The sequence below is a fragment of the Streptomyces sp. NPDC051976 genome (assembly GCF_040680795.1).
Classification (GTDB): domain Bacteria; phylum Actinomycetota; class Actinomycetes; order Streptomycetales; family Streptomycetaceae; genus Actinacidiphila.
Map to the genome: position 1 here is coordinate 204,961 of NZ_JBFAXL010000006.1, position 21,793 is coordinate 226,753.

Annotated in this window: 22 protein-coding genes; 11 read left to right on the plus strand and 11 right to left on the minus strand. The window is 70.2% G+C overall.

The features are described 5' to 3' along the window. The first annotated feature begins 39 nt into the window (after positions 1 to 39). From AB0M29_RS09605 to AB0M29_RS09620, 4 genes are read left to right on the plus strand one after another with little or no spacing between them, the layout of a single operon-like run. The gene (locus AB0M29_RS09605) at positions 40 to 1,338 is read left to right on the plus strand and encodes an extracellular solute-binding protein (protein WP_365381413.1); all 1,299 of its coding nucleotides are present in this window, start codon (positions 40 to 42) and stop codon (positions 1,336 to 1,338) included. Positions 1,339 to 1,357: 19 nt separating this feature from the next. After that, positions 1,358 to 2,314, plus strand: a complete 957-nt coding sequence (locus tag AB0M29_RS09610) for a sugar ABC transporter permease (RefSeq protein WP_365381414.1) — start codon at positions 1,358 to 1,360, stop codon at positions 2,312 to 2,314. Positions 2,315 to 2,345: 31 nt separating this feature from the next. Then, positions 2,346 to 3,191, plus strand: a complete 846-nt coding sequence (locus tag AB0M29_RS09615; RefSeq protein WP_365381415.1) for a carbohydrate ABC transporter permease — start codon at positions 2,346 to 2,348, stop codon at positions 3,189 to 3,191. 42 nt (positions 3,192 to 3,233) lie between these two features. Next, positions 3,234 to 4,100 (plus strand): LLM class flavin-dependent oxidoreductase, encoded by an 867-nt coding sequence (locus AB0M29_RS09620; RefSeq protein WP_365381417.1) that lies wholly within the window; start codon positions 3,234 to 3,236, stop codon positions 4,098 to 4,100. A 48-nt stretch (positions 4,101 to 4,148) separates the two neighbouring features. On the opposite strand, the gene AB0M29_RS09625 is transcribed toward AB0M29_RS09620, so the two are convergent. The 3 genes from AB0M29_RS09625 to AB0M29_RS09635 form a co-directional block, all read right to left on the minus strand. Continuing rightward, complete coding sequence (locus tag AB0M29_RS09625; RefSeq protein ID WP_365381419.1) at positions 4,149 to 5,297, minus strand: extracellular solute-binding protein; 1,149 nt, start codon at positions 5,295 to 5,297, stop codon at positions 4,149 to 4,151. Next, the gene (locus AB0M29_RS09630) at positions 5,294 to 8,092 is read right to left on the minus strand and encodes a SpoIIE family protein phosphatase (RefSeq protein WP_365381420.1); all 2,799 of its coding nucleotides are present in this window, start codon (positions 8,090 to 8,092) and stop codon (positions 5,294 to 5,296) included. Before AB0M29_RS09630 ends, AB0M29_RS09625 begins: the two co-directional genes overlap by 4 nt. A 212-nt stretch (positions 8,093 to 8,304) precedes the next feature. Next, positions 8,305 to 8,868 carry a dihydrofolate reductase family protein gene (locus AB0M29_RS09635; RefSeq protein WP_365381422.1) on the minus strand — a complete coding sequence of 188 codons (564 nt, stop codon included), beginning with the start codon at positions 8,866 to 8,868 and terminating at the stop codon, positions 8,305 to 8,307. Positions 8,869 to 9,120: 252 nt separating this feature from the next. On the opposite strand from AB0M29_RS09635, the gene AB0M29_RS09640 reads away from it, so the two are divergent. Then, positions 9,121 to 9,606 (plus strand): hypothetical protein, encoded by a 486-nt coding sequence (locus AB0M29_RS09640; RefSeq protein WP_365381423.1) that lies wholly within the window; start codon positions 9,121 to 9,123, stop codon positions 9,604 to 9,606. 41 nt (positions 9,607 to 9,647) lie between these two features. Here AB0M29_RS09640 and AB0M29_RS09645 read toward each other — a convergent pair whose 3' ends face one another. Next, entirely contained in the window at positions 9,648 to 10,019 is a 372-nt protein-coding gene (locus AB0M29_RS09645; RefSeq protein ID WP_365381425.1) for a hypothetical protein, read from the minus strand. Continuing rightward, on the minus strand, positions 10,016 to 10,699 hold the full coding sequence (locus AB0M29_RS09650; protein WP_365381427.1) for a TetR/AcrR family transcriptional regulator: 684 nt from the start codon (positions 10,697 to 10,699) through the stop codon (positions 10,016 to 10,018). Before AB0M29_RS09650 ends, AB0M29_RS09645 begins: the two co-directional genes overlap by 4 nt. A 70-nt stretch (positions 10,700 to 10,769) precedes the next feature. Between AB0M29_RS09650 and AB0M29_RS09655 the strand changes: the two genes are divergently transcribed. After that, a complete protein-coding gene (locus tag AB0M29_RS09655) occupies positions 10,770 to 11,432 on the plus strand; it encodes a class I SAM-dependent methyltransferase (protein WP_365381429.1) in 663 nt (220 codons plus the stop codon). Between the two features lie 26 nt (positions 11,433 to 11,458). Here the strand turns inward: AB0M29_RS09655 and AB0M29_RS09660 are convergent, their stop codons facing one another. Together AB0M29_RS09660 and AB0M29_RS09665 are read right to left on the minus strand one after the other, a co-directional pair. After that, on the minus strand, positions 11,459 to 12,505 hold the full coding sequence (locus AB0M29_RS09660; RefSeq protein ID WP_365381431.1) for an MBL fold metallo-hydrolase: 1,047 nt from the start codon (positions 12,503 to 12,505) through the stop codon (positions 11,459 to 11,461). Positions 12,506 to 12,585: 80 nt separating this feature from the next. Continuing rightward, a complete protein-coding gene (locus AB0M29_RS09665) occupies positions 12,586 to 13,416 on the minus strand; it encodes an NAD(P)H-binding protein (RefSeq protein ID WP_365381433.1) in 831 nt (276 codons plus the stop codon). Between the two features lie 99 nt (positions 13,417 to 13,515). Between AB0M29_RS09665 and AB0M29_RS09670 the strand changes: the two genes are divergently transcribed. Further along, positions 13,516 to 14,094, plus strand: a complete 579-nt coding sequence (locus AB0M29_RS09670; RefSeq protein ID WP_365381434.1) for a TetR/AcrR family transcriptional regulator — start codon at positions 13,516 to 13,518, stop codon at positions 14,092 to 14,094. 88 nt (positions 14,095 to 14,182) lie between these two features. After that, positions 14,183 to 15,370 (plus strand): helix-turn-helix transcriptional regulator, encoded by a 1,188-nt coding sequence (locus AB0M29_RS09675; RefSeq protein ID WP_365381436.1) that lies wholly within the window; start codon positions 14,183 to 14,185, stop codon positions 15,368 to 15,370. Between the two features lie 81 nt (positions 15,371 to 15,451). On the opposite strand, the gene AB0M29_RS09680 is transcribed toward AB0M29_RS09675, so the two are convergent. Together AB0M29_RS09680 and AB0M29_RS09685 are read right to left on the minus strand one after the other, a co-directional pair. Beyond that, entirely contained in the window at positions 15,452 to 15,982 is a 531-nt protein-coding gene (locus AB0M29_RS09680) for a TerD family protein (protein ID WP_365381438.1), read from the minus strand. Positions 15,983 to 16,149: 167 nt separating this feature from the next. Beyond that, positions 16,150 to 16,890: a 3-oxoacyl-ACP reductase family protein gene (locus AB0M29_RS09685; protein ID WP_365381440.1), complete on the minus strand. Its 741-nt coding sequence runs from the start codon at positions 16,888 to 16,890 to the stop codon at positions 16,150 to 16,152. A 110-nt stretch (positions 16,891 to 17,000) separates the two neighbouring features. On the opposite strand from AB0M29_RS09685, the gene AB0M29_RS09690 reads away from it, so the two are divergent. Further along, positions 17,001 to 17,378: a MerR family transcriptional regulator gene (locus AB0M29_RS09690; RefSeq protein WP_365381441.1), complete on the plus strand. Its 378-nt coding sequence runs from the start codon at positions 17,001 to 17,003 to the stop codon at positions 17,376 to 17,378. 84 nt (positions 17,379 to 17,462) lie between these two features. Here the strand turns inward: AB0M29_RS09690 and AB0M29_RS09695 are convergent, their stop codons facing one another. After that, a complete protein-coding gene (locus AB0M29_RS09695) occupies positions 17,463 to 18,386 on the minus strand; it encodes an LLM class F420-dependent oxidoreductase (protein ID WP_365381443.1) in 924 nt (307 codons plus the stop codon). A 92-nt stretch (positions 18,387 to 18,478) separates the two neighbouring features. Next, positions 18,479 to 19,096 (minus strand): class I SAM-dependent methyltransferase, encoded by a 618-nt coding sequence (locus AB0M29_RS09700; protein WP_365381445.1) that lies wholly within the window; start codon positions 19,094 to 19,096, stop codon positions 18,479 to 18,481. A 117-nt stretch (positions 19,097 to 19,213) separates the two neighbouring features. Here AB0M29_RS09700 and AB0M29_RS09705 point away from each other — a divergent pair, with 117 nt between their 5' ends. Next, the gene (locus AB0M29_RS09705) at positions 19,214 to 21,178 is read left to right on the plus strand and encodes a S9 family peptidase (RefSeq protein ID WP_365381446.1); all 1,965 of its coding nucleotides are present in this window, start codon (positions 19,214 to 19,216) and stop codon (positions 21,176 to 21,178) included. Positions 21,179 to 21,357: 179 nt separating this feature from the next. Beyond that, positions 21,358 to 21,774: a nuclear transport factor 2 family protein gene (locus tag AB0M29_RS09710; protein WP_365381448.1), complete on the plus strand. Its 417-nt coding sequence runs from the start codon at positions 21,358 to 21,360 to the stop codon at positions 21,772 to 21,774. Positions 21,775 to 21,793: the final 19 nt, after the last annotated feature.

Below are 21,793 nucleotides of genomic sequence, written 5' to 3' on the forward strand. Positions count from 1 at the left end.
CCCTCACCGCAACGATCGATTCACCGAAAGGCTCGAACGATGCACAGCACCAAGAGACGTACCCGTACCGCTCTGGCGGTCGCCACCGCGGCGGCCTTCGCGCTCACCGCGGCCGCGTGCGGCGGCAGTTCCAGCGACAGCGGCGCCAAGGCCGACAGCTTCACCTACTGGTCGATGTGGCGGGCCGACGAGCCCCAGGGCAAGGCGATCAAGGCCGCGATCGACCAGTTCACCGCCGACACCGGCGTCAAGGTGAAGGTCCAGTTCGTCGGCCGCGACGTCCGCGCGAACATCGGCCCCGCCATCGCCGCCAACCGGGCGCCCGACCTGTGGGACCAGGGCTCCGACGTGATCTACGGCCAGACCGCGTCCGCGGGCCAGGCGCGGGATCTGACCTCCGTACTGTCGCTGCCGGTCCCCGGCGAGGGCAAGACCGTCGGGGACGTCATCCCCGCCAAGTACAGCAAGGTCCTGCCCAAGGACCCGTCCGGCGTGCAGAACTACGTGATCCCGTACATCGTCGACTCGGCCGAACTGTTCTACAACGCGGCCGACCCCGACATCCGGGCCGCCATGCCCACGCCGCCTGCCACCTGGGCGGACTTCATCAAGGTCTGCGACGCGCTCAAGGCCAAGAAGAAGCCCTGTCTGGCGTCCGAGGGCGAGGACGCGTGGACCAACGGTCTGCAGTTCGACTACCAGCTCAACGCGCAGGGCGTCAGCTTCGCGGACCTCACCAACGACAAGACCGGCAAGGCATGGGACAACCCCGCCGTGCTGAAGGCGGCTCAGCAGACCGAGCAGCTGGTCAAGGGCGGCTACATCGTCCCCGGTTACGACGCGACCAAGGCCCCGGCACAGGAGACCGCCTGGGCGTCCGGCAAGGACGCGTTCTGGATGACGGGCAGCTGGGCCACCTCGGAGACGGGCAAGGAGGTCGCAGCGGGCTGGAAGTACGGCGCGATGCTGCCGCCCGGGGTGACCGCCCCCGACTCGATGACCTTCGGCTTCTCCATACCGAAGCGGGCCAAGCACCCCGAGGCCGCCGAGAAGTTCATCGCGTACTTCCTGCAGAAGAAGGTCCTGCAGAACCTGGCGACGAACGCGGACAGCATCACCACCCGCACCGACGTCGCCGCCCCGGCGGACCTCGCCGACGTGCAGAAGGCGCTCGACGGCAACGCGGTCCGGCTGACCTACGACGGGCAGGCCGGCGCCATCATGGACAAGGTCTTCAACCCGCACTTCCTGGACCTGTGGCACGGGAAGATCTCCGCGGAGCAGTTCGTGGCCAAGGTGAAGTCGGACCAGGTCGCCTACTGGAAGACGCAGGGCTGACGCTCCCATGACCGACCTGATGACCGAGTCTCCCCGGGCCGCGCGGCCCGGGCGGGGCTCCCCCCGCCCGCCACGCGGCTCGCAGGCTCCCATGGAGCGCCAGCGGCGTCGCATGTTCTGGCCGTTCGCGGCTCCCGCACTGATCACGTACACCGTCATCTTCCTCGTGCCGATCGGGTACGCGGCCTGGACCAGCCTGTACAAGTGGGACGGGATGGGGCCCAAGCAGTGGCGCGGGCTGAAGAACTATCAGGTCCTGTTCGAGGACTCGTTCTTCCGGTCCTCGCTGACCAACACGCTGGAGATCCTCTTCATCGGCGGCGCGTGCACGTTCGTCATCAGCTTCGCGCTGACGCTGGTGCTCCGCGAGATGTGGGGCAAGCTGTTCGCCCGCTCGGTGATCTTCTTCCCGTGCCTGGTCAACGCCATGGTGTTCGGTGTCCTGGCCGGGTTCCTGTTCTCGCCCGACGGCCCGGTCAACCGGATCCTGCACGGCCTGGGGTTCTCCACTCCACCGAAGTGGCTCTCCACCGACAACCTGTTCCCGATGATCGTGGGGACGCTGGTGTGGACCGCGACCGGCTACTACACGGCGATCATCATGGCCGCCGTCGACCAGATCCCGCCCTACCTCTACGAGGCCGCCGAACTGGACGGCGCGAACGCCTTCCAGCGCTTCCGGCACATCACGCTGCCGCTGGCGTGGGACGTCATCAGTGTCTGCGCGGTGCTGTGGACGGTCAGCTCGGTGAAGATCTTCGAGCTGATCCTCGTGTTCGGCGGCGACAACTCCGGGCAGGCCCCGCCCGCCCAGTCATGGAACACCGCGATGTACGTGTACGAGGAGGCGTTCCCGCCGCAGAGCACTCCCGCACTGGGCATGGCCACCGCGGCGTCCATCGTCAGTCTGGTCATGGTCGCCCTGATCACCGTGGTGCTGCGACGGCTCATGCGCCGCGACGCCATCCAGTTCTGAACCCCACCGAACAAGAAAGGGACGCAAGGCCATGCGCAACAGACGCAACGCCGCGGGCCCGGCGATGCGGGTCGGCACAGGGATCGTGTGGGCTGTCGTGGCCGCCGACATCGTGCTGCTCGCGTGGGTCGCCCTCACCTCGCTGCGCGGCAGCCACGACATCCTCCACCACCCCTTCGGGCTGCCCGGCCGGCCGAGGTTCGGCAACTACGCCAAGGCGTTCGGTGACGGCGGTTTCGGCCAGGCCGCCGTCAACAGCCTCATCAACGCCACCCTCTCCTCGGCACTGGCCATCGCCCTGGCGGCCCCGTGCGCCTACGTGCTGGCACGCCGCCGCACCCGCACCACCTCGGCCCTGACGATGACGTTCGCGATGGGCCTGGGGGTGCCGGGGCAGGTACTGATCGTGCCGATGTTCGTCGGTCTGGCCAAGGCCAACCTGGTCGACACCCACACCGGTCTGATCATCGTCTACACCGGTCTGGCCATGCCCTTCACGGTCTATCTGCTCACCGGGTTCTTCGCCGGTGTCCCCGAAGTCCTGGAGGAGGCCGCGGTCATCGACGGTGCCGGAGCGGTGCGCACCTTCGTCCAGGTCATCGTCCCCGTCGCCCGCGGCGGCCTGATCACCGCGTTCCTGCTGCAGTTCATCGGGGCGTGGAACGAGACGCTGTTCGCGGTCGTCCTCACCCAGAGCCAGGACAAGATCACCCTGCCGGTGGCGCTGAAGGCGTTCCTCGCCACCCAGCAGATCAACGGGCTGGACTACGGCACCATGTTCGCCGGTATCTGCATCATCCTCGCGCCGATGCTCGCCCTGTTCTCCTGGCTCGGCACGAGGATCATCCAGGGCATGACCGTCGGCATCGGCAAGTGAAGGACGCCGAGTGCGGCGGCCGATCTGAGAGGTGAGGCACACATGACCGTCCGCACGGGCGTGATCTACGACCGCGACTGGGCGCCCGAAGGGCTGCCCGGTTTCGCGCGGGAGGCCGAGGAGCTCGGAGTCGACGACCTGTGGGTGGTCGAGGACCTCGGCTGGAACGGCGGCATCTCCGCTGCCGCGATGGCGCTGGGGGCGACGCGGCGGCTGCGGGTGGGCATCGGCATCATGCCCGCGCCACTGCGCAGCCCGGCGCTGCTGGCGATGGAACTGGCGACGCTGACCCGTACGTATCCCGGTCGGCTCGTGGCCGGGATCGGGCACGGGGTTCCCGAGTGGATGGCCATGGCGGGAGTCTCCGCCCGCTCGCCGCTGGCGCTGCTGGAGGAGACGATCGTCTCCGTACGCGCGCTGCTGCGCGGTGAGCGGGTGGACCTGCGGGGCAGGGAGGTACAGCTCGACGGCGTGCGGCTCGTCCATCCGCCCGCCGAACCCCCGCTTGTGGTCGCGGGCGTCGTACGCCCCCGGTCACTGGAGTTGTCGGTCCGGGTCGCTGACGGGACGCTGATCGCCGAAGGGCACGGCCCGCGGGATGTGGCACACGTCCGCGCTCTGGCCCGGGAGCGGGGCAAGGCCGGACACGACGTGACGGTCTTCGCCTTCTGCGGTGTGGGCGACGACACCGAGAAGGTCGCACACCGGCTGAGCCCCGTCACCGAGGCGCAAGGCACCTGGCTCGGACGCCCCGCCGCATCGGTGTTCACCGTCTCCGGCGGCGTCGCGCAAGCCGCCGACGACGTACGGCAGCTCGCTTCGGCGGGCGCCGACACCGTCGTACTACGCGTGATAGGTCCGGAGCCGCTACGGCAGCTCGCGGGCGTCCTGGGGGCGCTCAACGACTGACGGGCGCGAGGGTGGCCGCTTCCCGCCCGCGTACGGTGGCGGCGCCCGCTACCCGCTTCCCACCGCGCTGTCCCAGCCCGCACGGATGACGTCGAGTGCCGTGGCCAGCTGGGCCGTTGACGGGAAGGAGGGCGTGCCCTCGACGGTGGGCAGCTTGGCGGCCGCCTCCTTGTCGAGGGTGCCGTCCTTGGCCATGGAGGCCATCAGGACAGGGCGGGCGTACCCGGCCAGCCTGAGGTTCTGGCCCTCGGTGCTGTGCAGGTACTCCTCCCACAGACGGGCCGCCGCCGGGTGCGGGGCGTCCTTGCTGACGGCCTGGGCGTAGTACTGGGAGAAGCTTCCGTCGAAGGGGATGGACACGTGCCAGTCCACCCCTTGGGCGCGCAGTTCCTGGGTGTGCTCGAGGTTGAGGAAGTCCCAGTCGATGCTGATGGGTGTCACGCCGCGGACGATCTCGTATTCGCGCGAGTGGGTGCGGTTGTAGTTTCCGACCTTGGCCAGGTGGGAGAAGTAGTCCAGCCCGGGTCGCACATTGTCGAAGGACCCGCCGTTGGCGAGCGCCGCCGCGAACACGGCGGCGAACGCCGTACCGGCCGAGGTGGGCGTCCCGTCGAGCGCGACCATGCCCTTGTACCGCGGCTTGAGCAGATCGGCGAAGGAGTTGGGACAGACCTTGACGCGTTTGGCGTCGCAGCCGATGGAGACGTAACCGCCGTAGCTGTTGTACCAGCGGGCCTGGGCATCGCGTTGGCTGGGCGCGAGTTCGTCGAAGGCGGCGAAGCGGTACGGGGCCAGCAGGTTCTGCCGGGCCGCGGACTGCGCGAAGGAGTCGCCGAGATCGAAGACGTCCGGCGCGCGCTCCTGGCCGCGGTACCGCTTGATGTCGTTGATCTCCTCCTGGCTGGACCCGAACGGGTTGCTGTTGACGATCTTGATTCCGTACTTCTTCTCGAACCCGGCCATCAGGCCGCCGTAGTTCGCCCAGTCCGGCAGCAGCGTGGTGGTGTTGAGCCGCCCCTCCCGCTGGGCCGCCTTCACCAGCGCCTCCATCCCGCCGGCGTCGGCCGCCGACGTCGCCCGCGAGGGAGCGACGGGGGCGCTGGGGTGTGCTTGCTGACAGGCACTGATCCCCGCCGTGGTGAGAGCGAGACAGCCGGTCAGCACGACGGTCGACACGGACAGAGCGGTGGGTTTCATAGGTCCTCGTCGTCCCATTGGCCGAGGAGGAGCTCCCCCATGTCGTCCTCGACGATCCCCTTGCCGTGGTCGATCGCCTGCACCGACCAGATGGTCTTGCCCCGCGCGGAGTACCGCGTGCCCCAGCGTTCGGCGAACCGGGCCACGAGGAACAGGCCACGGCCGCCCTCGTCCGTGGCCTTGGCCCGGCGGATGTGGGGAGAGGTGCTGCTTCCGTCGAAGACCTCGCAGACCAGGGTGCGGTCGAGCACCAGCCGCACCCGGATGGGTTCGGCGCCGTAACGGATGGCGTTGGTGACGAGCTCGCTGAGGATGAGCTCGGTGGCGAACGAGATCTCCTCCAGACCCCACTGCGCCAGCTTGCGCGCGCAGTCCCTGCGGACGGGGCCCACGGCGGCGGGATCGCTGGGCACCTCCCACTCCGCGACGTGCGCGGGGTCCAGGCGGCGGGTGCGCGCCACGAGCAGCGCCACGTCGTCGCCGGGCTGGGACGGCAGCAGCGCGTCGGTCAACGTCACGCACACGTCCTCCGGGGTCCGCGCGGGCCCGGACAGAGTCCGGCACAGCAGGTCCAGCCCCTGGTCCAGATCCCGGTGGCGGTCCTCGATGAGCCCGTCGGTGTAGAGCACCAGACTGGAGCCCTCCGGCAACGTCAATTCCGCGGTCTCGAAGGGAACCCCCGCACTCAGCCCCAGCGGCGCGGAGATCGGCGGACGGAGAAGGGTCACCGTCCCGTCGGGGTGAACGGCGGCCGGGGGCAGATGACCGGCCGCGGCGGCGGTCACCAGACCGGAGACCGCGTCGTAGATGACGTAGAGACAGGTCGCCCCGATGACCGGCCGGCCGCTGTCGGTCGCCTCGTCCTGGATGTCGATCTGCTCCACCAACTCGTCCAGACGCCCCAGGAGTTCGTCCGGGGACAGGTCCAGCGCGGAGAAGTTGTGGACCGCGGTGCGGAGCCGGCCCATCGTGGCGGCGGCGTGCAGCCCGTGGCCGACCACGTCACCGACCACCAGCGCGACCCGCGCCCCGGGCAGCGGAATGACATCGAACCAGTCACCGCCCACTCCCGCCTCGGCGGGCAGGTAGCGATAGGCCACCTCCAGCGCGGGCTGCTCCGGTATACCGCGGGGCAGCAGGCTGTGCTGCAAGGTCACCGCCATGGAGTGCTCACGGGTGTAGCGGCGGGCGTTGTCGATGCACACCGCGGCCCGGCTGACCAGCTCCTCGGCGAAGGACAGATCCTCCTCGGCGAAGACCGGGGAGGTGCCGGACCGCCAGAAGTCCGCCAGCCCCAGCAGCACACCGCGGGCCCGTATCGGCACCACCAGCAGCGAGTGGATCCCGGAGTCGATGATCTTCCGGGCACGCTCCGGATCCTGTTCACGCCAGCCGAAGGAATGCGCCAGGTAGGGCTCCATCACCGGCTCGCCCCTCTTCAGACCGGCGGCCATCGGGGTGCTGTCCACAAAGCGGATCGGCGTGCCGACCGCGTACAGCGGGTGCTCCTCTCCCATACCGGCGAGCGCGGCCCTGCGCAGGTCGGTACTCGTCCCGTCCGGCTCCTGACCGCTGAGCACCGGCTCCAGGAGCTCGACGGTCACCACGTCGGCGAATCTGGGGGTGGCGACCTCGGCGAGTTCCTGGGCCGTCGTGGCCACATCCAGCGTGGTACCGATGCGTACACCGGCGTCGTAGAGAAGCTTCAGCCGATCGCGCGCCACCTCGGCGCGCCCGGACACCTCCTCCAGTTCGGTGGTGTCGCGCAGGGTCACCACGCTCCCGTTACGGCCACCGAAGGGTGAGGTGGAGCGCTTGTTCAAAGACAGCAGCCGGTCCGCGGCCAGATGCACCTCGTCTGTGGCGTCCCGGTCGGACAGGAGCAGGTTGGTCGTGCGCGGGTCCAGACCCAGGCCGGCCACGCTCAGCCCCTCGGCCTCGGCGGGGAGCGCGAGCAGCCGCCGCGCCTCGTCGTTGACCAGCAGCAGCCGCCCGTCGGGGCTGACAATGAGCACGCCCTCACGTACGGCGTGCAGCACCGCGTCATGGTGCTCGAACATCCTGGTCATCTGCACCGGCCCCAGGCCGTGCGTGCGGCGCCGCAGTCTGCGGCTCACCAGCCCGGTGCCGACCGACGCCAGCACGAGAGCCCCTGCCGCGCCCAGCAGGAAGAGCGGCAACTGGCGATTGACGGAGTTGTGGACCTTCTCGACGGTGACGGGAGCGGCGACGATGGCGACGACGGAGCCGTGCGCGTCCTTGACGGGCACCCCGGAGATCACCGAGAGCCCGAGGGCTCCGTTGAAGGTGCTGGTGAACGGCTTGCCCTGCGCTGCCTGCGCGTACGGTCCGATGACGTGCTTACCGATGAGCTTCGGATCGCTGTGGGTGATCACGACCCCGTCCGGCCCGTACACGATGATGGCGTCGACACCGGACGCCGCGCTGGCCGCGGCCGCGAGGGGCTGCAGCCGAGCCGACGGATCGGGACTGTTCAGGGCCGCCAGCAGACCCGGGGCATGGGCGAACGACTCCGCGGCGGCGAGCGTCCTGTGCCGGGCGTCGGCCATGGTGTCCCGCCGGATCTGCGCGACCATGGCGACCACCCCGGCCACGACGAGCAGCACCACGAGCACCAGCTGGAGCAGAAACACCTCGCGGGCGACGCTGCCCCCTCTCAGATGAGAGCGAGCCCGCAGTCGCCCGCGCAACCGCCCCCAGGCCGTCCGATCATCTCCTCGGCCGTCGTTCTCTTCAGCCGGAGAGGTGCGCCGGGTACGGTCCCGGAGGTGCATGGCGTCGCTCAGCCCCCGCGCACTGGCATCAACGTGGGCGGGCACACGGCTATAGGTGCGGCAGGGCGAACCGTCTCCGAAGCGGCACTCAAGGCGCTCACCCCCTCACGGGTTGCACGGGAGCTTGATGGCCTGCAGGTTCCTTTCTACCGCAAAAAGAGCGACACCCGGGCAGATCACACTCAAAGCCAATAATTCCGATTTACGCATAATTATGCAGTCGCGCGGTATCGGACGTAGACGACGCCACAGTCGAAGGTGCGGGTCTCGGCGAGTTCGAGATCCACCCGGCGCTCGTGCCGGGGGAAGTACGGAATGCCGCCGCCGACGATCACCGGGTAGACCCTGATCCGGTACTCGTCGATGAGACCCGACTCGGCCGCCTCGGCTGCCAGGGTCGCCCCGCCGATGGCGATGTCCCCCTCCCCCGGCTCGGCTCGCAACCGCTCGATCTCCTCGACCAGGCCGCCGGAGGCCAGCCGGGCATTGCCCTCCACCTCGGAGAGCGTGGTGGAGAACACCACCTTGGGGAGCGACTTCCAGATCGCGGCGAACTCACGCGTGGAGAAGTCGAGCGAGGGAACCTGGTCGACGCTCTCCCAGTACAGCATCGACTCGTATAGCCGCCGCCCCAGCAGGTGGACGCCGGCCCCCCGCACCTCGTCGGTGGCGAGACGAAACACCTCCTCGTCGGGCGCCGACCAGTTGAAGCCGCCGTCCGGCCCGACGATGAAGCCGTCGAGTGAGACGCTCATCGAATAGGTCACGCTGCGCATCAGAAGCCCTCCTCGGTACCGGCTTCGACAGTACGACCGCCGGACGCCGCACGACTCGTCGCCACTCGCGAAACCCCCTGGACCGTGACGTGTGCCGACGACGCCACACGGAAATCTGCCGGGAAACTGCCGGTTCTCCTGCCGGTCGTGCTGCCTGGTCACCCCGCGAGGGCGTGCCGAGAATCGGCACGAAAGCTGCCGACGGGGGGACCGATGACGGCAGTCGGCAACGATTCCACGAGTGGAGCCCAGATGATCCAGCGAAAGGCGGCCGTCAGTCTGGCCGCCCTGGCACTTGGCGCCGGCACCCTGACAGGGCTGGCCGCCGCACCCGCACAGGCTTCCCCGTCCGACTGCCGCGAGACGGTCGGACCGGTGAAGAACCTCAGCATCAACGGCTACAACATCGGCGACTTCTACGAAGGCTTCGACGTCTGCGGCCGCTCCACCTACGCCGAACTCCGCTTCAACGACGGGTGGGTGTCCCAGCAGGCAGTCCGCGCCAATATCGCGATTACGCGGAACGACGGCCTGGCCGTGAAGACCAACGGCGCCCCGAACGGCGTCACCTACTGGGACGCCGGCTTCCTCCCCGTCCCCACGTCCGGTGTCGAAAGCTTCACCGCGTCATTCAGCTTCTCCTGGTGGACGGGATCCAGGACCGCCATGTGCCAGGGATTCAGTAACTGGGACTACCACACCGGCACCGTGCTCGGCGCTGACAGTAAATGCAACTAGGGCCTGTATGACGTCGGCCCCCCGCCCCTAGGCCCTAGGCCCTAGGCCGGGACGAAGACGTCCTCGTCGGCCCCGTCCAGGATGAACCCGTTGTCGAAGCGGACCCGTACGCTCACCCGGGGCGGCTGTTCCTGGAACGCGGTCCACGCGGGTTCCAGCGAGCGGACCTTCTCTTCGAGCTGCTTCCTGCTCTCCGTGGGCATCCCGTCCCCGAAGGCGTCGAGCAGCGACTTGAGCCGCTCGTACTCGCGCACGTCGTCACTCTCGTCCTGGCGGCCGACCACTTGCTCGACGGTCCCGCCGGTGCCCGCCGCCAGGGACAGGAACCCGACGACGACCCCCGACACCTCGACCGCGTCGGTCAGCCGGGTGTCCGCGGCCAGCACCACCCGCTGGCCTGCCTCCAAAGTCATCTGCTCTCCCTCTCCCCTGCATCGACTACGTCCACTACGTCCGCTGCGTCCGATACATCCACGCGCCGCAGGAACGCCTCGACGAGACGGTCGGTGAAAGCCTGGTCGACGGGTTCCGCCGTCACCAGGACGCGGTGGTAGACCGGTCCCACGAGTTGGTCGATCTCCGCCGCCATGTCGAGTCCGGCGGCGAGCTGGCCGCGTTCCACCGCGCGTTCCAGCGGGAGTCGGTCGCGTCGGCGCTGCTCGTCGAGGTACGCGGACCGCAGGGCGGCGGCGAACGCGGGATCGTGCTGGGCGTGCCCGATGAGGGCCCTGAAGACGGCGCCCGCGTCGGACCGGGTGAGGAACAGGGCCAGTTGGCGCAGGTGGGCGCGCAGGTCCGGGGCCAGGTCGCCGTGGTCCGGCGGGGTCAGGGCTTCGGCCGCGTCCTGGAGGAAGGCGTCCAGGAGGATGTCGGTCTTGGACTTCCACCGGCGGTAGACGGTCTGCTTGGCGACGCCCGCCCGGGCGGCGATGCCCTCGATGGTGACGCCGGTGAAGCCCTTCTCGACCAAGAGGTCGTCGGCCGCCTCCAGCACTGCCTGCCGGGCCTGTTCGCTACTGCCGTGCCTGTTGCCGTGGTGGCGTGCCGCCGGCTCCGGCCCGGCCGCCGCGGCGGCCGTACTTCCTCGTCCCATGTCTGCCTCCCGGAGCCAGCGTAGGCCAGAACCTCTAGACGCAACGCAACGGTGCGTCTAGTTTAGATCCATGACACCGACCAATACCCTCGAAGACCCCCGGGTCGCCTCCGCCCTCGACCGGATGTTCCGGCATGCCGAGCAGGACGAGGCGACCAGCAGGCGGGTCCGGGCCGCGTGGCCCCAGGGCTTCTCGCCCCTCAGCCCGCAGGAGCAGGCCGACGCCAAGGCGGAGGTCTACATGCCGATCTCCGCCCAGGGCGGCCGCCTCCTCTACAACCTGATCCGAGCCGGCCGCCCCGCCACCGTCGTCGAGTTCGGCACGTCCTACGGCATCTCCACGCTCCATCTCGCCGCCGCGGTACGCGACAACGGCACAGGGCGGGTGATCAGTACGGAACTGAGCGCCGCCAAGACCGCTGCCGCCCGCCGGACGTTCGCCGAGACGGGACTGGACGACCTGATCACCGTCCTCGAAGGAGACGCCCGCGACACCCTCGCCGACCTCGCCGGCTCCGCGGACTTCGTCCTCCTCGACGGCTGGAAGGACCTGTGCCTGCCCGTCCTGCGACTCCTCGAACCACGCCTCGCGCCCGGCACCCTCGTCGTCGCCGACGATGTCGACCTGGAGGACCTCGCCCCTTACCTCGACTACGTCCGCGACCCCCGCAACGGCTACCAGAGCGTCACGTTCCCCGTGGAGGACGGAATGGAGATCAGCTGCCGCCTCTAGCGGATCGGGACGGGGCCGGACGACCGTCAGATGGCGTGGCAGGCGGCCGGCGTGGGCTGTGAGCCCCGCGCGGTGAGTTCCTTGGCGACCGACGCGATGTTCAGCGAAAGGAGATCCGGCAGGGAGGCGACCTGCGGATAGCCGGGGTAGTCGTGGTTCATGGTGCGTTCGATCGACGCCTTCTCCTTGGCGTCGACCACCGAGCCCGCCGGGGAGTGCGGGGCCGTCGCGGCGCCGACCAGGGCGCGGAAGCGCAGCAGGTACGTGCGCTGCTGGTCCAGGAGCAGGTGGGAGTCGCCGGGCGCTCCGTGTCCTGGGTAGAAGGTGCGGGCGGACGGGAACCGGCGCAGGAGCGTACCGATGTCGACCAGCCAGCCGCAGCTGTGCCCTTCGAGCAGGGCGGGGGTGACGCGGTCGCCTGCCAGGTCGCCGGCGTAGAGCGCACCGGTGGCGGGGTCGTGGTAGACGGTGGCGAAGTCGGACTCGCCCGCGGTGAACTCCGCGGTCTCCAGGCGCAGTCCGCCGATGTCGAGGGTCTGCCCCGAGCGGAAGACATGGTCGGGGTAGGTCAGACGCGGCGGGAAGTCCGAGTGCGGCACGGCCCTGGTGAGCGGGTAGAACCCGCGCGGGTCCTGGCGCATCGTCTTCGTGGTGCCGATCGACGCGTAGATGGGCGCGGCCGGGAACGCGGCGTGCAGGACACCCAGTCCGCCGACGTGGTCGGGGTGCGAGTGGCTGATGAGGATGGCCACGACGGGGCGGCCGGTGTTCCTGATGCGGTCGACGGCGTGCCGTGCGTCTGTCGTCGTGCGCAGCGAGTCGAGGAGGATCAGCCCCTGCGGGGCGGGGATCCAGTACATGTTGACCGAACCGGGGTTGGGCGAGGCGAACCGCCCGACGGCGTCGGTCCGCGCCTTCGCGGTCGTCGTGTCGCTCGGTGCGGTCGCGCTCCGCGCGGGTCCGCCGCCCGAGCCGCCGCAGCCGGTGGCCAGCAGGGTCAGGGCTAAGAGGGCGGCTGCCAGATACCGGGCGCCGCGCCCCCGGTGGGGGCGGACGGTGAAACTCGGTGTCACGGGTGTCCTTCGCTCGGGGTGCAGGTGCCCGGCCCTGATCGAGCCAGGCGGATCGCTTCGTCGGTCGCCCGTCAGGGAGGTCACCGGAAGCTGCGCACGTGCGTACGCGCCCAGTCCTCGTACGTCCGGGGCGGCTGCCCGGTGATCTCCTCGACGGCGCCCAGGACGGCCGAGTCGTCGAACTCGCCGTCCGAGAAGAAGCGGAAGAACGCGTCGACGAAGCGGGCCGGTGTCGTCGCGCTCATCTCGGCACGGGCCTCGTCGTCGGACTGCGCCACCAGCCGCAGCGGGCGGTCCAGGAGGTGGGAGAGGACGGTGAGTTGGTCGGCGGGCAGGAGAGCGGCCGGTCCGCTCAGCGCGTGGGCGAGCCCGTGGTGTTCCGGTCGGCCGAGTACGGCGGCGGCCACGGCGGCGATGTCGTACGGGGCGATCGCGGCGATGGGCACCTGCGCGAACGGTACGCGTACCTCGTCACCGGCCCGGATCTGGCTCGCCCAGCCCAGGGTGTTGGACATGAATCCGCTGGGCCGCAGAATCGTCCAGGCCAGGCCCGAGGCGCGGACCGCGGCCTCGGAGTCCTGGTGCATGGCGACGACCGCGTTGTCCGCGTGACCGCCGACGACCGACCGCGACGACAGCAGGACGACGTGCTGGATCCCGGCGGCCCGAGCCGCCTTCAGCGCCCCTGGCATGTCCGGGAACCCGCCCAGCAGGAACAGCCCTTCGGCGCCTGCGAACACCTCGTTCAAGCTGTCCGGCCGGTTCAGGTCGCCCGCTGTCGTCTCGACCCCCGGCGGTGCCTCGTACGCCCCGGTGTCACGCACCACCGCGCGGACAGCGCGACCCTGCCCGGCAAGCACCCGGACCAGTTCGCCGCCGACATTCCCTGAAGCCCCCGTCACCACAAGCATCTCTGCACCTTCCCATGTTCCTTGGTCAGCGATGTTAGGGAACGATCCCTAACATCGACTACGCTAGGGGTCCCGCAGTGGATCTGACAAGAGGTGACCATGGCCCGCACAGCCGCCGAGACGCGCGAGCGCGTCCTGGAAGTCAGCCACGAGTTGTTCTACTGGCAGGGCATCAAGAATGTCGGCGTGGACAAGATCGCCTCGGCGGCCGGGATCGCCCCCACCACCCTGTACCGGCTCTTCGCCTCGAAGGACGACCTGATCACCGCCTACGTCGTTCGTGCGGGCGACTTCTACAAGCAGTGGTTCGACACCACCGTCGCGGACGACGGCCGGCCCGCCCACGACCGCATCCTCGCGCTGTTCGACGCGCAGACCGACCAGATCAAGCCCGAGCGGTGCCGCGGGTGCCCCTTCCTCATGGCCCTCGCCGAGATCCCCGACAAGAACCACCCCGCCCACCAAGCCGCCGCGGCCACCAAGGACTGGGTCAGAACCCGCCTGACCGAACTCTCCGCGGGTACCGGCTCCGCCGACCCGGACGAGACAGCCGACCAACTCACCCTGGCCCTGGAGGGTGCCTACGCCTCCGTGCAGGCCCTGGGCGCGAACGGCCCCGCCCGCCGAGCACGCCAACTGGCCGCACTGATCCTGCGGGCGGCCGAGACCGAGCGGTGACGACCGGCAGAAGGACCGGCAGTCTCCCCGACGGAACCCGTGTGATGTACTCGGCCACGTAGATGGAGATCATCCCGGGGGGGGCGAGATGGGCGAGGATGAGCTCGGGGCGGTGTTACGCGCCCGGCGCGGCTCGGTAGGGCTGACGCAGGAGGAGCTCGCCGCACTTTCGGGGCTGAGCGTGCGGGCGGTCCGTGATCTGGAGCGCGGAAAGGTCGCCCGGCCCCGCCGGGAGACGGTGCGGCTGCTTGCCACCGCGCTCGGTCTGGGCCACGACGACCGCGAGGAACTCCTTCGCCTTGCCGGCCACGTTCTCCAGTCGGGTCAGCCCTTGCCCGGCAGCGGAACACCGGCCGCTCCCGCCGACGGTGACGATCCGCCTCTCGCCACCGGCCCGCGCGCCGGACCAGCCGGGGCCCCGACGAGAGCGGCGGGCAGCGATCAGACCGCTCACACACGCGGGACAAAGAGCGCGGCCCGCAACGCCGTCGTGCTCGCCGCCCGCAGAACATGGCGTCCCGCTCAGCGCATCTTGCTCACGGTCCTCCTGATGGCGATGGTGTTCCTCACCGCCGACGGCAGCCCGTTCTCCTCAGGCGACAGTCCGATCGCCCCGAGAAGCAAGTTCGCCTATGTCGCCCGGGTCAGCAATGACAACTACTCCTTCGGAACACCCACTTACACCGGGTCAGATCTGGCGCTCATGCACGCCGTTGCCCCGGGTGACGCGCTGGTCGTCACCGTCGTGCTCACCGATTCGGGGCCGGGAACGGTGGCGGTGACCGATTCGGCGGGCAACAACTACGTGACAGCCGCGGACAGCGGCGCCATGGTCAACCGGGATCGCCTGCTGATCTTCGTGCTCGTGAACTCCAAGCCCCTGGACAGCCTGAGCAAGATCTCCATCCGATGGCCGTGGGCCACCGACGACCACATCGCCGTGGACGAATTCCGGGGGATCGACCACGCCGCCGGATCATGGACGAGCGAATCGTCCACCGATCCCGGCTCCGGATCCTTCACCGTCAGCGACCCGCTGCCACGTGGCGAGGACGACCTGATGTTCAGCGCCGTGAGCACTCGTACCACCGGTGCCGCGCCTGGCCTCGGTGACGGCTGGACGCCGCTGGCGGATCTCCGACAGCCCGCAGAGCCCGAACAGCCCAACCACATCTCGCTCACCACGGGCTACCGCACCGTCCCTCCCGGCGGGAGATGCACCATGCGCGTCACGGCACCCGCGCCCTGGCAGGCAACCGTCCTGCGCCTGCGCTGAAAACCGACCCCGTGACGACGATCGCGGCCACCTCTCCGGCCTTGGGGTACGGGGCCCACCGACAACCCCAGCGGGTGGCGATCAGCGGTGCGCGCTGCCCATCGTCTGGGCGAACGCGTTCGCGTCGGTGTCGAAGCCACGGACGAGCTCGTGGAACTCCCACTCGCCGGAATCGTTCCGGGTGAACTCCGCCACGGTCGCGGCCGTGGCACCGGACACGTCGGAGAAGTCACCTCTCGCCAGCTCCGTATGGCCTTCCACGACCCGGAAGTCGGGATTGAGGACCTCGCCGAACACCCGCCGTCCGTCGCGCTGCTGGATGGCGACCCCGACGACCACCCGGCCGTAGGCGTCGCCGATCCGGTCCAGCTCCAGCGTCATCGACTCATCGACGCCCAGCCCCTTGCCGTCGCGGCTGTCCCGGTTCTGGATGATGGTGCCGTCGGGCGACCTGCTGCCGAAGTGCACCAAGTAGGCCGGCTGGCCGCTCGGGTCTTCTACGAGGAAGGTCGCCGCGATGATGTCCAGATCGTCGGGCGGCGTGCCCAGGGGACTCGGGTCCCACCTCAGCTGCACCTCGACCTTGCCGGTCCCCTTGCTGAAGCTGTGCACCAGTTCTCGCCCCCGCAACCTCGTGTCCCTGGCCCCCAGGGCTGTCAGTTTGATTAATCACCTCACGGCGGGTGATGTCCACACCGATCCGGCCGAACTTCCGGCGGAGTGACGCCTTCCGGCCAGTGCGGTCCATCCGTGGGCCGCGAGTTGAGGCAGTCGCCGTGTCAGGTCGTGTAGCCGCCGTCGACGGCGAGGGAGGTGCCGGTGATGTAGCGGCCTCCGGGGCCGGCCAGGTAGGCCACGGCGGCGGCGATGTCCTGCGCCTGGCCGAAGTGGCCGAGGGCGGTGAGGCCGCGCTGGAAGTCCGCGCTGTCGCCGTCGGCCGGGTTCATGTCGGTGTCGATCGGGCCGGGGTCGACGACCGTGGCGGTGATCCCGCGTGGGCCGAGTTCGCGGGCGAGACCTTTGGTCAGGCCGATGAGCGCGGACTTGGCCATCGCCTGGAGCACGAAGTTCGAGCCGGGGACGCGGCCGTTGAAGCACGAGCCGATGCTGATGATCCTGCCGCCGTCGGACATGTGCCGGGCGGCGGCCTGGGCCGCCAGGAAGACCGATCGCACGTCCACGGCAAGGACGCGGTCCAACTCCTCGACAGGCACCTCCTGCAGGGGCCCGTAGGTGAGGAACCCGGCGTTGTTCACAAGGATGTCGAGGCGGCTCAGCTCCCGCACGGTCCACTCGACGGCGTCCACCGCGGCGGTGGGCCCGGTCAGGTCGGACTGGACGGCGAGGGCGCGGCCGCCGTCCGCCTCGATCTCCTTGGCCACCGCGCGGGCCCGGTCCGCGGACCGGGCGTAGGTCAGCACGACCGCCGCCCCGCCGTCGGCCAGCCGCCGCGCCGTCACGGCGCCGATGCCGCGGCTGGCTCCGGTCACCAGCGCCACCTTGCCGGACAGTTCCTTCATCGCCGTTCCTCCCTCGTGGGTGCGTTCGCCGTGCCGGAAGGGTAGAAGCTGACACAGGTTTCAGAATCAAGTCGGTGCGCAACCTGGCGCCACGGACGGGGGGTTGACCGATGCGGATCGGGGAGCTGGCTCGGCGCAGCGGGGTGAGCGAGCGCTCGCTGCGCTACTACGAGGTGCAGGGACTGCTCCGCGCGGGGCGCACCCCGGGCGGGCACCGTGAGTACGGCGACTGGGCGGTGGACCGGGTGGTGCGCATCCAGACCCTCTACGCCGCCGGCCTCAGCAGCCGGACCATCGCCCGGCTGCTGCCCTGCATCCGGGACGTGGACGGCGGCCCGAGCGAGACGGCCACCCCGAAGCTGGTGGGCGTGCTGGCCGAGGAGCGGGAACGGATCGACCGCATGATCGCCGACCTGGTCCGCTCCCGTGCCATCCTCGACGAAGTGATCGACGACGCCTCGGGCCCGGTGCGGACCTCCGCCCGGTAGCCCCAACGGGCCAACAGCCCGCCGCCCGCGCCCCGCCGCACGTCTCGTGCGAGGACGGACGGCGGGGGCACGGGCCTTCCGGGGTCATCCCAGCTGGGACTGGACCTCGGAGGAGATCAGCTCCAGGTGGTCGAGATCGTCGAGATCGAGGATCTGCAGGTAGAAGCGGGTGGCGCCCTGTTCGGCGTAGCGGCCGATCTTGTCGACGACCTCGGCGGGCGAGCCGGCCAGGCCGTTCGCCTTCAGCTCGTCGACCTCCCGGCCGATCGACGACGCCCGGCGGGCGACCTCGGCGTCGTCCTTGCCGACCACGGCGACCAGCGCGTTGGAGTACACCATCTCCCGCGCACCGCGCCCGGCGGCGCGTACCGCCTCGCGCACCCGGGCGAACTGCGTGGCGGTGTCCTCGATCGAGGCGAAGGGCACATTGAACTCGTCGGCGTACCGCGCCGCCAGCTCCGGGGTGCGCTTGGCGCCCATCCCGCCGACCAGCACCGGGATCTTGGCCTGGGCCGGCTTCGGGAGCGCGGGCGAGTCCTTGAGCTGGTAGTGCGTGCCGTCGAAGGAGAAGGTCTCGCCGGGTGGCGTTCCCCACAGGCCGGTGACGACGGCCAGTTGCTCCTCCAGGCGACCGAACTTCTCCTTCGGGAAGGGGATGCCGTACGCCGTGTGCTCGGCCTCGTACCACCCGGCGCCGAGGCCGAACTCGACGCGGCCGCCCGACATCCGGTCGACCTGCGCGACCTGGATGGCCAGGACGCCGGGCAGCCGGAATGTTCCCGCCGTCATCAAGGTGCCCAGTTTGATCCGGCTGGTCTCGCGGGCCAGGCCGGCCAGGGTGATCCACGCGTCCGTCGGTCCGGGCAGCCCGTCGCCGTCGCCCATCACCAGGTAGTGGTCGGAGCGGAAGAAGGCGTCGAAGCCGAGGTCCTCGGTGGCCTTGGCCACTGCCAGCAGCGTGTCGTAGCTCGCCCCTTGCTGGGGCTCGGTGAAGATACGGAGATCCATTCCCCCATCCTGCCCCCACCGCGGGCCTCCACGTCATCCCGCCACCCCCGACAGCGCCCGCCCCCCCGGGCAAAGCCGCCGCCGGTGCCACGTCAGGGGGCGGGTTTCTCCCAGGTCAGCGAGTACCGGCGCAGCACGTGCCGGCGGTAGCGCATGCCGGGCAGCAGACGTCGGGCAGCGGCCCGCACCTGCCCGTAGCTCATCTGCGGGTCGGCGACCGGCATGCCCTGCGGGCCACGCGCGCGTCGCAGCACCTTCGTGACCCGCACGATCGGGGCGAACGCGATCAACGCCGCCCAGTCCGCCGCACTCGCCTCGCGGGCCAGGCCGACCACCACCAACGTGCCTCCGGGCCGCAGCAGCTCACGCATGCGGACCAGGGCCGCTTCGAAGTCCATGTGATGGATCGTGGTCACCGAGCAGACGAAGTCGTACGTCGCGCGGGGAAGGTCCGCGGTGAGGAAGTCGCCCGCGACGAAGGTGAGTTGCGGCTGTCCGGGCGGCGCGGACTCGCGTGCGCGGGCGATCATCTCCGGCGACTTGTCGATCCCGGTGACGTGCTTCGCCCTCCCGGCGAGCTTCCGGGCCAGCAGCCCGTCCCCGCAGCCGACGTCCAGGGCGGCATCGCACCCCGCGGGAACGGCCCGGAGGATGCCCGGGTGCCGGGCGACGTTGGTGTTCCAGTACGGCTCCGCGGCAGTTTGGCGCATCGGATCATCGTAAGGGTCGGCCCCGGTGCTGCGCCGCGCGCCGAAATCCACCTGACGCCGCCACGACCGTGCGACAGGATGTCCGATTGCCGTAATGACGAGCGAAAGGCAGTCCGCATGCCGCGTCCCGCCCAGCAGCCGACTCCGGAACCGACCACAGCGCTCACCGCGGAACTGGTGGTGGACGTTGCCGCAGCCGTGGCACCGGCCATCTCACCGGACGGCCGCCTGGTCGCCTACGGAGTGGTCGCGAACGGCGGAAAGGACGGGCGTCCGCACGGGTCGATCTGGGTCACCGCCGCCGACGGCAGCACATTACCGCGCAGGCTGACCGACGACACGGCCCGTGACCTCGCCCCGAAGTGGGGGCCCGACTCGGCCTCCCTCTTCTTCACCTCCGACCGCGAGCAGCAGGGCACCGCCCAGCTCCAGCGGCTCCGCCCGGAGAGCGGTGAGGGCGTCAACAAGGCCGAGGCGTTGACCAGTTGGCGCGGCGGCATCTCCGGCCACTACCCGCTCCTCGACGGCCGCACCGTCGCCGTCCTCGCCGAGGACGAGCCCACCGGCGAGGACGAGCGCCGGGAAGCCGAGCGCGACGACGCCAAGGTCTGGGGCCGGCACCTTCCCGTCACCCGGCTGCGCCTGCTCGACCTGGAGACCGGCGTGCTCCGCACCGTGGCAGGGCTCGGTGACCGGCATGTGGTCGAGCTGATCCAGCGTCCGGACGGCGGCCCGCTGGCGGTGCTGAGCTGGTCCACCCCTGAGGTCGACCCCGGCTCCTTCACGGCGGAGCTTCATCTCGTCGACCCGGGCTCGGCAGCCGTCCACGCCCTCGGCCCGGTCGGGAGCGAGGCGCAGTCCCCGGCCTGGTGGAACCACGACGGTGTCTGGCATCTGGCCCACGTGGCGGTGACGCCCGCGCATCTGGTCGGCGGGCTCGCCGTGCTCGACACCGTCCCACCGGAGACCGGCCCGGCCGTCGGACACCGCAACCTCACCGCCGGTATGCCCGTCTGCCCGGCCGAGCTGGCGCAGGTCGCGGACGGGCCGCCACTCGCGCTGTTCGCCGACGGACTGGACACCGCGCTGTACCAACTCGCCCCGGATTCGCTGCGGTTCCACCCGTTGTCCTCCTCCCCCGGCATGCTCGCCGGGCTCACCGCGAGTCGCTCCGGGGAAGCCGTCGCCCTGCTGGCGAGCACGGCGTACGAGCCCAGGAACGTCCATGCGGGACCCACCGGCGGACCCCTGGTCCGGCTCAGCGACGTCAGTCCAGAACTGCGCGGAATCCGCTGGGGTGTCCAGGAACGCCTCGGCTACCAGGCCGCCGACGGAGTCCAGTTGGACGGCCTGCTGATCCTGCCCGCCGGCCGGGCCCGGGACGACGGTCCGTTTCCGCTCGTCACCCTGGTCCATGGCGGCCCGTACTTCCGCTGCGCCGACGAATTCGCCCTCACCGTGGTCGACTGCGGCCAGTGGCTGGCGGCCACCGGATACGCGGTGTTCCTGCCCAACCCCCGAGGCGGCTCGGGGCACGGCCACGAGTTCGCCGCCGTGGTCGCGGGCGCGGTCGGCGGCGACGAGTGGACGGACATCCTCAGCGGTATCGACCTGCTGGTGGCACAGGGAGTCGCCGACCCCGAGCGGCTGGGCATCTCCGGATGGAGCCACGGGGGCTACATGGCGGCCTGGGCGATCGCCCGTTCGGACAGGTTCAAGGCCGCCGTGATGGGTGCGGGCATCAGCGACTGGGGCATGCAGGCCGGGACCGGCGACTGGGGCATCCTCGACGCGACGCTCGGCGGCAGCACCGGCTGGGAGGGCCCGGGACCACACGTCCACGACCGCAACAGCCCGATCTCCTACGCCCCCGGGATCCGCACCCCGGTTCTCATCCTGCACGGCGAAGAGGACACCAACGTCCCGCTCGGCCAGGCGATCCACTTCCACCGCGCCCTGCGTCACTTCGGGGTCGAGCACGAGTTCGTCGTCTACCCTCGCGAGGGCCATGGGCTCGACGAGCGCGCCCACCAACTCGACGCCCTCCGGCGCATCCGCGCCTGGTACGACCGCTGGCTGTAGGTTGTCCGCCCTCGGCGCACAGCGTCCAAGTCGATGGCAGGCTGGGCGACGGCGAGGGACGATCGTGAGGGGCGCGGCGCCCTTCTCTCGCCGCACGTGCCCGGACGGCGGCGCGGTGTCGTGCCGACGACGGACTGACGCTCGGCCGGGCCTCCCGGGCCGAGCCGGAGAGGACGCGTGTGTCACTCGCTCTTGAAGACCACTTGGCCATCACCGAACTGATCTCGTTGCATGGCCACCTCGTCGACGACGGAAGCCTTGACCGGTTGGAGGAGTTGTTCACCTCCGACGCGGTGTACGACCTCACCGACTTCGGCCAGGAGCCGCTCCTGGGAGTGGAGGCCATCCGGGCGGCGGCATGGGCGCTGGGAGCCGCCAACCCCGTCGCCCATCACGTCACCAACGTCGTCGTGACGGCGTCGGCGGACGGCCGGGTGCAGGTTCGCTCCAAGGGGCTGGGCGTCCAGGCGGACGGCTCCTGCGGATCCGTCTCGTACGACGACACCGTCCTGCGCACCGTTGACGGCTGGCGGATCAGCCACCGCAAGGTGTCGCTACGGCGTACGCCCCTGGGCGGGAAGACGCAGTCCGGCTGATCACGCACCACCTCGCCCG

What these genes read in the sequence shown, in the direction of transcription:
- AB0M29_RS09605 (WP_365381413.1), top strand. Translation starts at nt 40, where the DNA reads ATGCACAGCACCAAGAGACGTACCCGTACCGCTCTGGCGGTCGCCACC.
- AB0M29_RS09655 (WP_365381429.1), top strand. Translation starts at nt 10,770, where the DNA reads ATGACACCGACCAATACCCTCGAAGACCCCCGGGTCGCCTCCGCCCTC.
- AB0M29_RS09700 (WP_365381445.1), bottom strand. Translation starts at nt 19,096, where the DNA reads ATGCGCCAAACTGCCGCGGAGCCGTACTGGAACACCAACGTCGCCCGG.
- AB0M29_RS09640 (WP_365381423.1), top strand. Translation starts at nt 9,121, where the DNA reads ATGATCCAGCGAAAGGCGGCCGTCAGTCTGGCCGCCCTGGCACTTGGC.
- AB0M29_RS09690 (WP_365381441.1), top strand. Translation starts at nt 17,001, where the DNA reads ATGCGGATCGGGGAGCTGGCTCGGCGCAGCGGGGTGAGCGAGCGCTCG.
- AB0M29_RS09645 (WP_365381425.1), bottom strand. Translation starts at nt 10,019, where the DNA reads ATGACTTTGGAGGCAGGCCAGCGGGTGGTGCTGGCCGCGGACACCCGG.
- AB0M29_RS09630 (WP_365381420.1), bottom strand. Translation starts at nt 8,092, where the DNA reads ATGCACCTCCGGGACCGTACCCGGCGCACCTCTCCGGCTGAAGAGAAC.
- AB0M29_RS09635 (WP_365381422.1), bottom strand. Translation starts at nt 8,868, where the DNA reads ATGCGCAGCGTGACCTATTCGATGAGCGTCTCACTCGACGGCTTCATC.
- AB0M29_RS09615 (WP_365381415.1), top strand. Translation starts at nt 2,346, where the DNA reads ATGCGCAACAGACGCAACGCCGCGGGCCCGGCGATGCGGGTCGGCACA.
- AB0M29_RS09665 (WP_365381433.1), bottom strand. Translation starts at nt 13,416, where the DNA reads ATGCTTGTGGTGACGGGGGCTTCAGGGAATGTCGGCGGCGAACTGGTC.
- AB0M29_RS09685 (WP_365381440.1), bottom strand. Translation starts at nt 16,890, where the DNA reads ATGAAGGAACTGTCCGGCAAGGTGGCGCTGGTGACCGGAGCCAGCCGC.
- AB0M29_RS09705 (WP_365381446.1), top strand. Translation starts at nt 19,214, where the DNA reads ATGCCGCGTCCCGCCCAGCAGCCGACTCCGGAACCGACCACAGCGCTC.
- AB0M29_RS09650 (WP_365381427.1), bottom strand. Translation starts at nt 10,699, where the DNA reads ATGGGACGAGGAAGTACGGCCGCCGCGGCGGCCGGGCCGGAGCCGGCG.
- AB0M29_RS09625 (WP_365381419.1), bottom strand. Translation starts at nt 5,297, where the DNA reads ATGAAACCCACCGCTCTGTCCGTGTCGACCGTCGTGCTGACCGGCTGT.
- AB0M29_RS09675 (WP_365381436.1), top strand. Translation starts at nt 14,183, where the DNA reads ATGGGCGAGGATGAGCTCGGGGCGGTGTTACGCGCCCGGCGCGGCTCG.
- AB0M29_RS09695 (WP_365381443.1), bottom strand. Translation starts at nt 18,386, where the DNA reads ATGGATCTCCGTATCTTCACCGAGCCCCAGCAAGGGGCGAGCTACGAC.
- AB0M29_RS09620 (WP_365381417.1), top strand. Translation starts at nt 3,234, where the DNA reads ATGACCGTCCGCACGGGCGTGATCTACGACCGCGACTGGGCGCCCGAA.
- AB0M29_RS09610 (WP_365381414.1), top strand. Translation starts at nt 1,358, where the DNA reads ATGACCGAGTCTCCCCGGGCCGCGCGGCCCGGGCGGGGCTCCCCCCGC.
- AB0M29_RS09670 (WP_365381434.1), top strand. Translation starts at nt 13,516, where the DNA reads ATGGCCCGCACAGCCGCCGAGACGCGCGAGCGCGTCCTGGAAGTCAGC.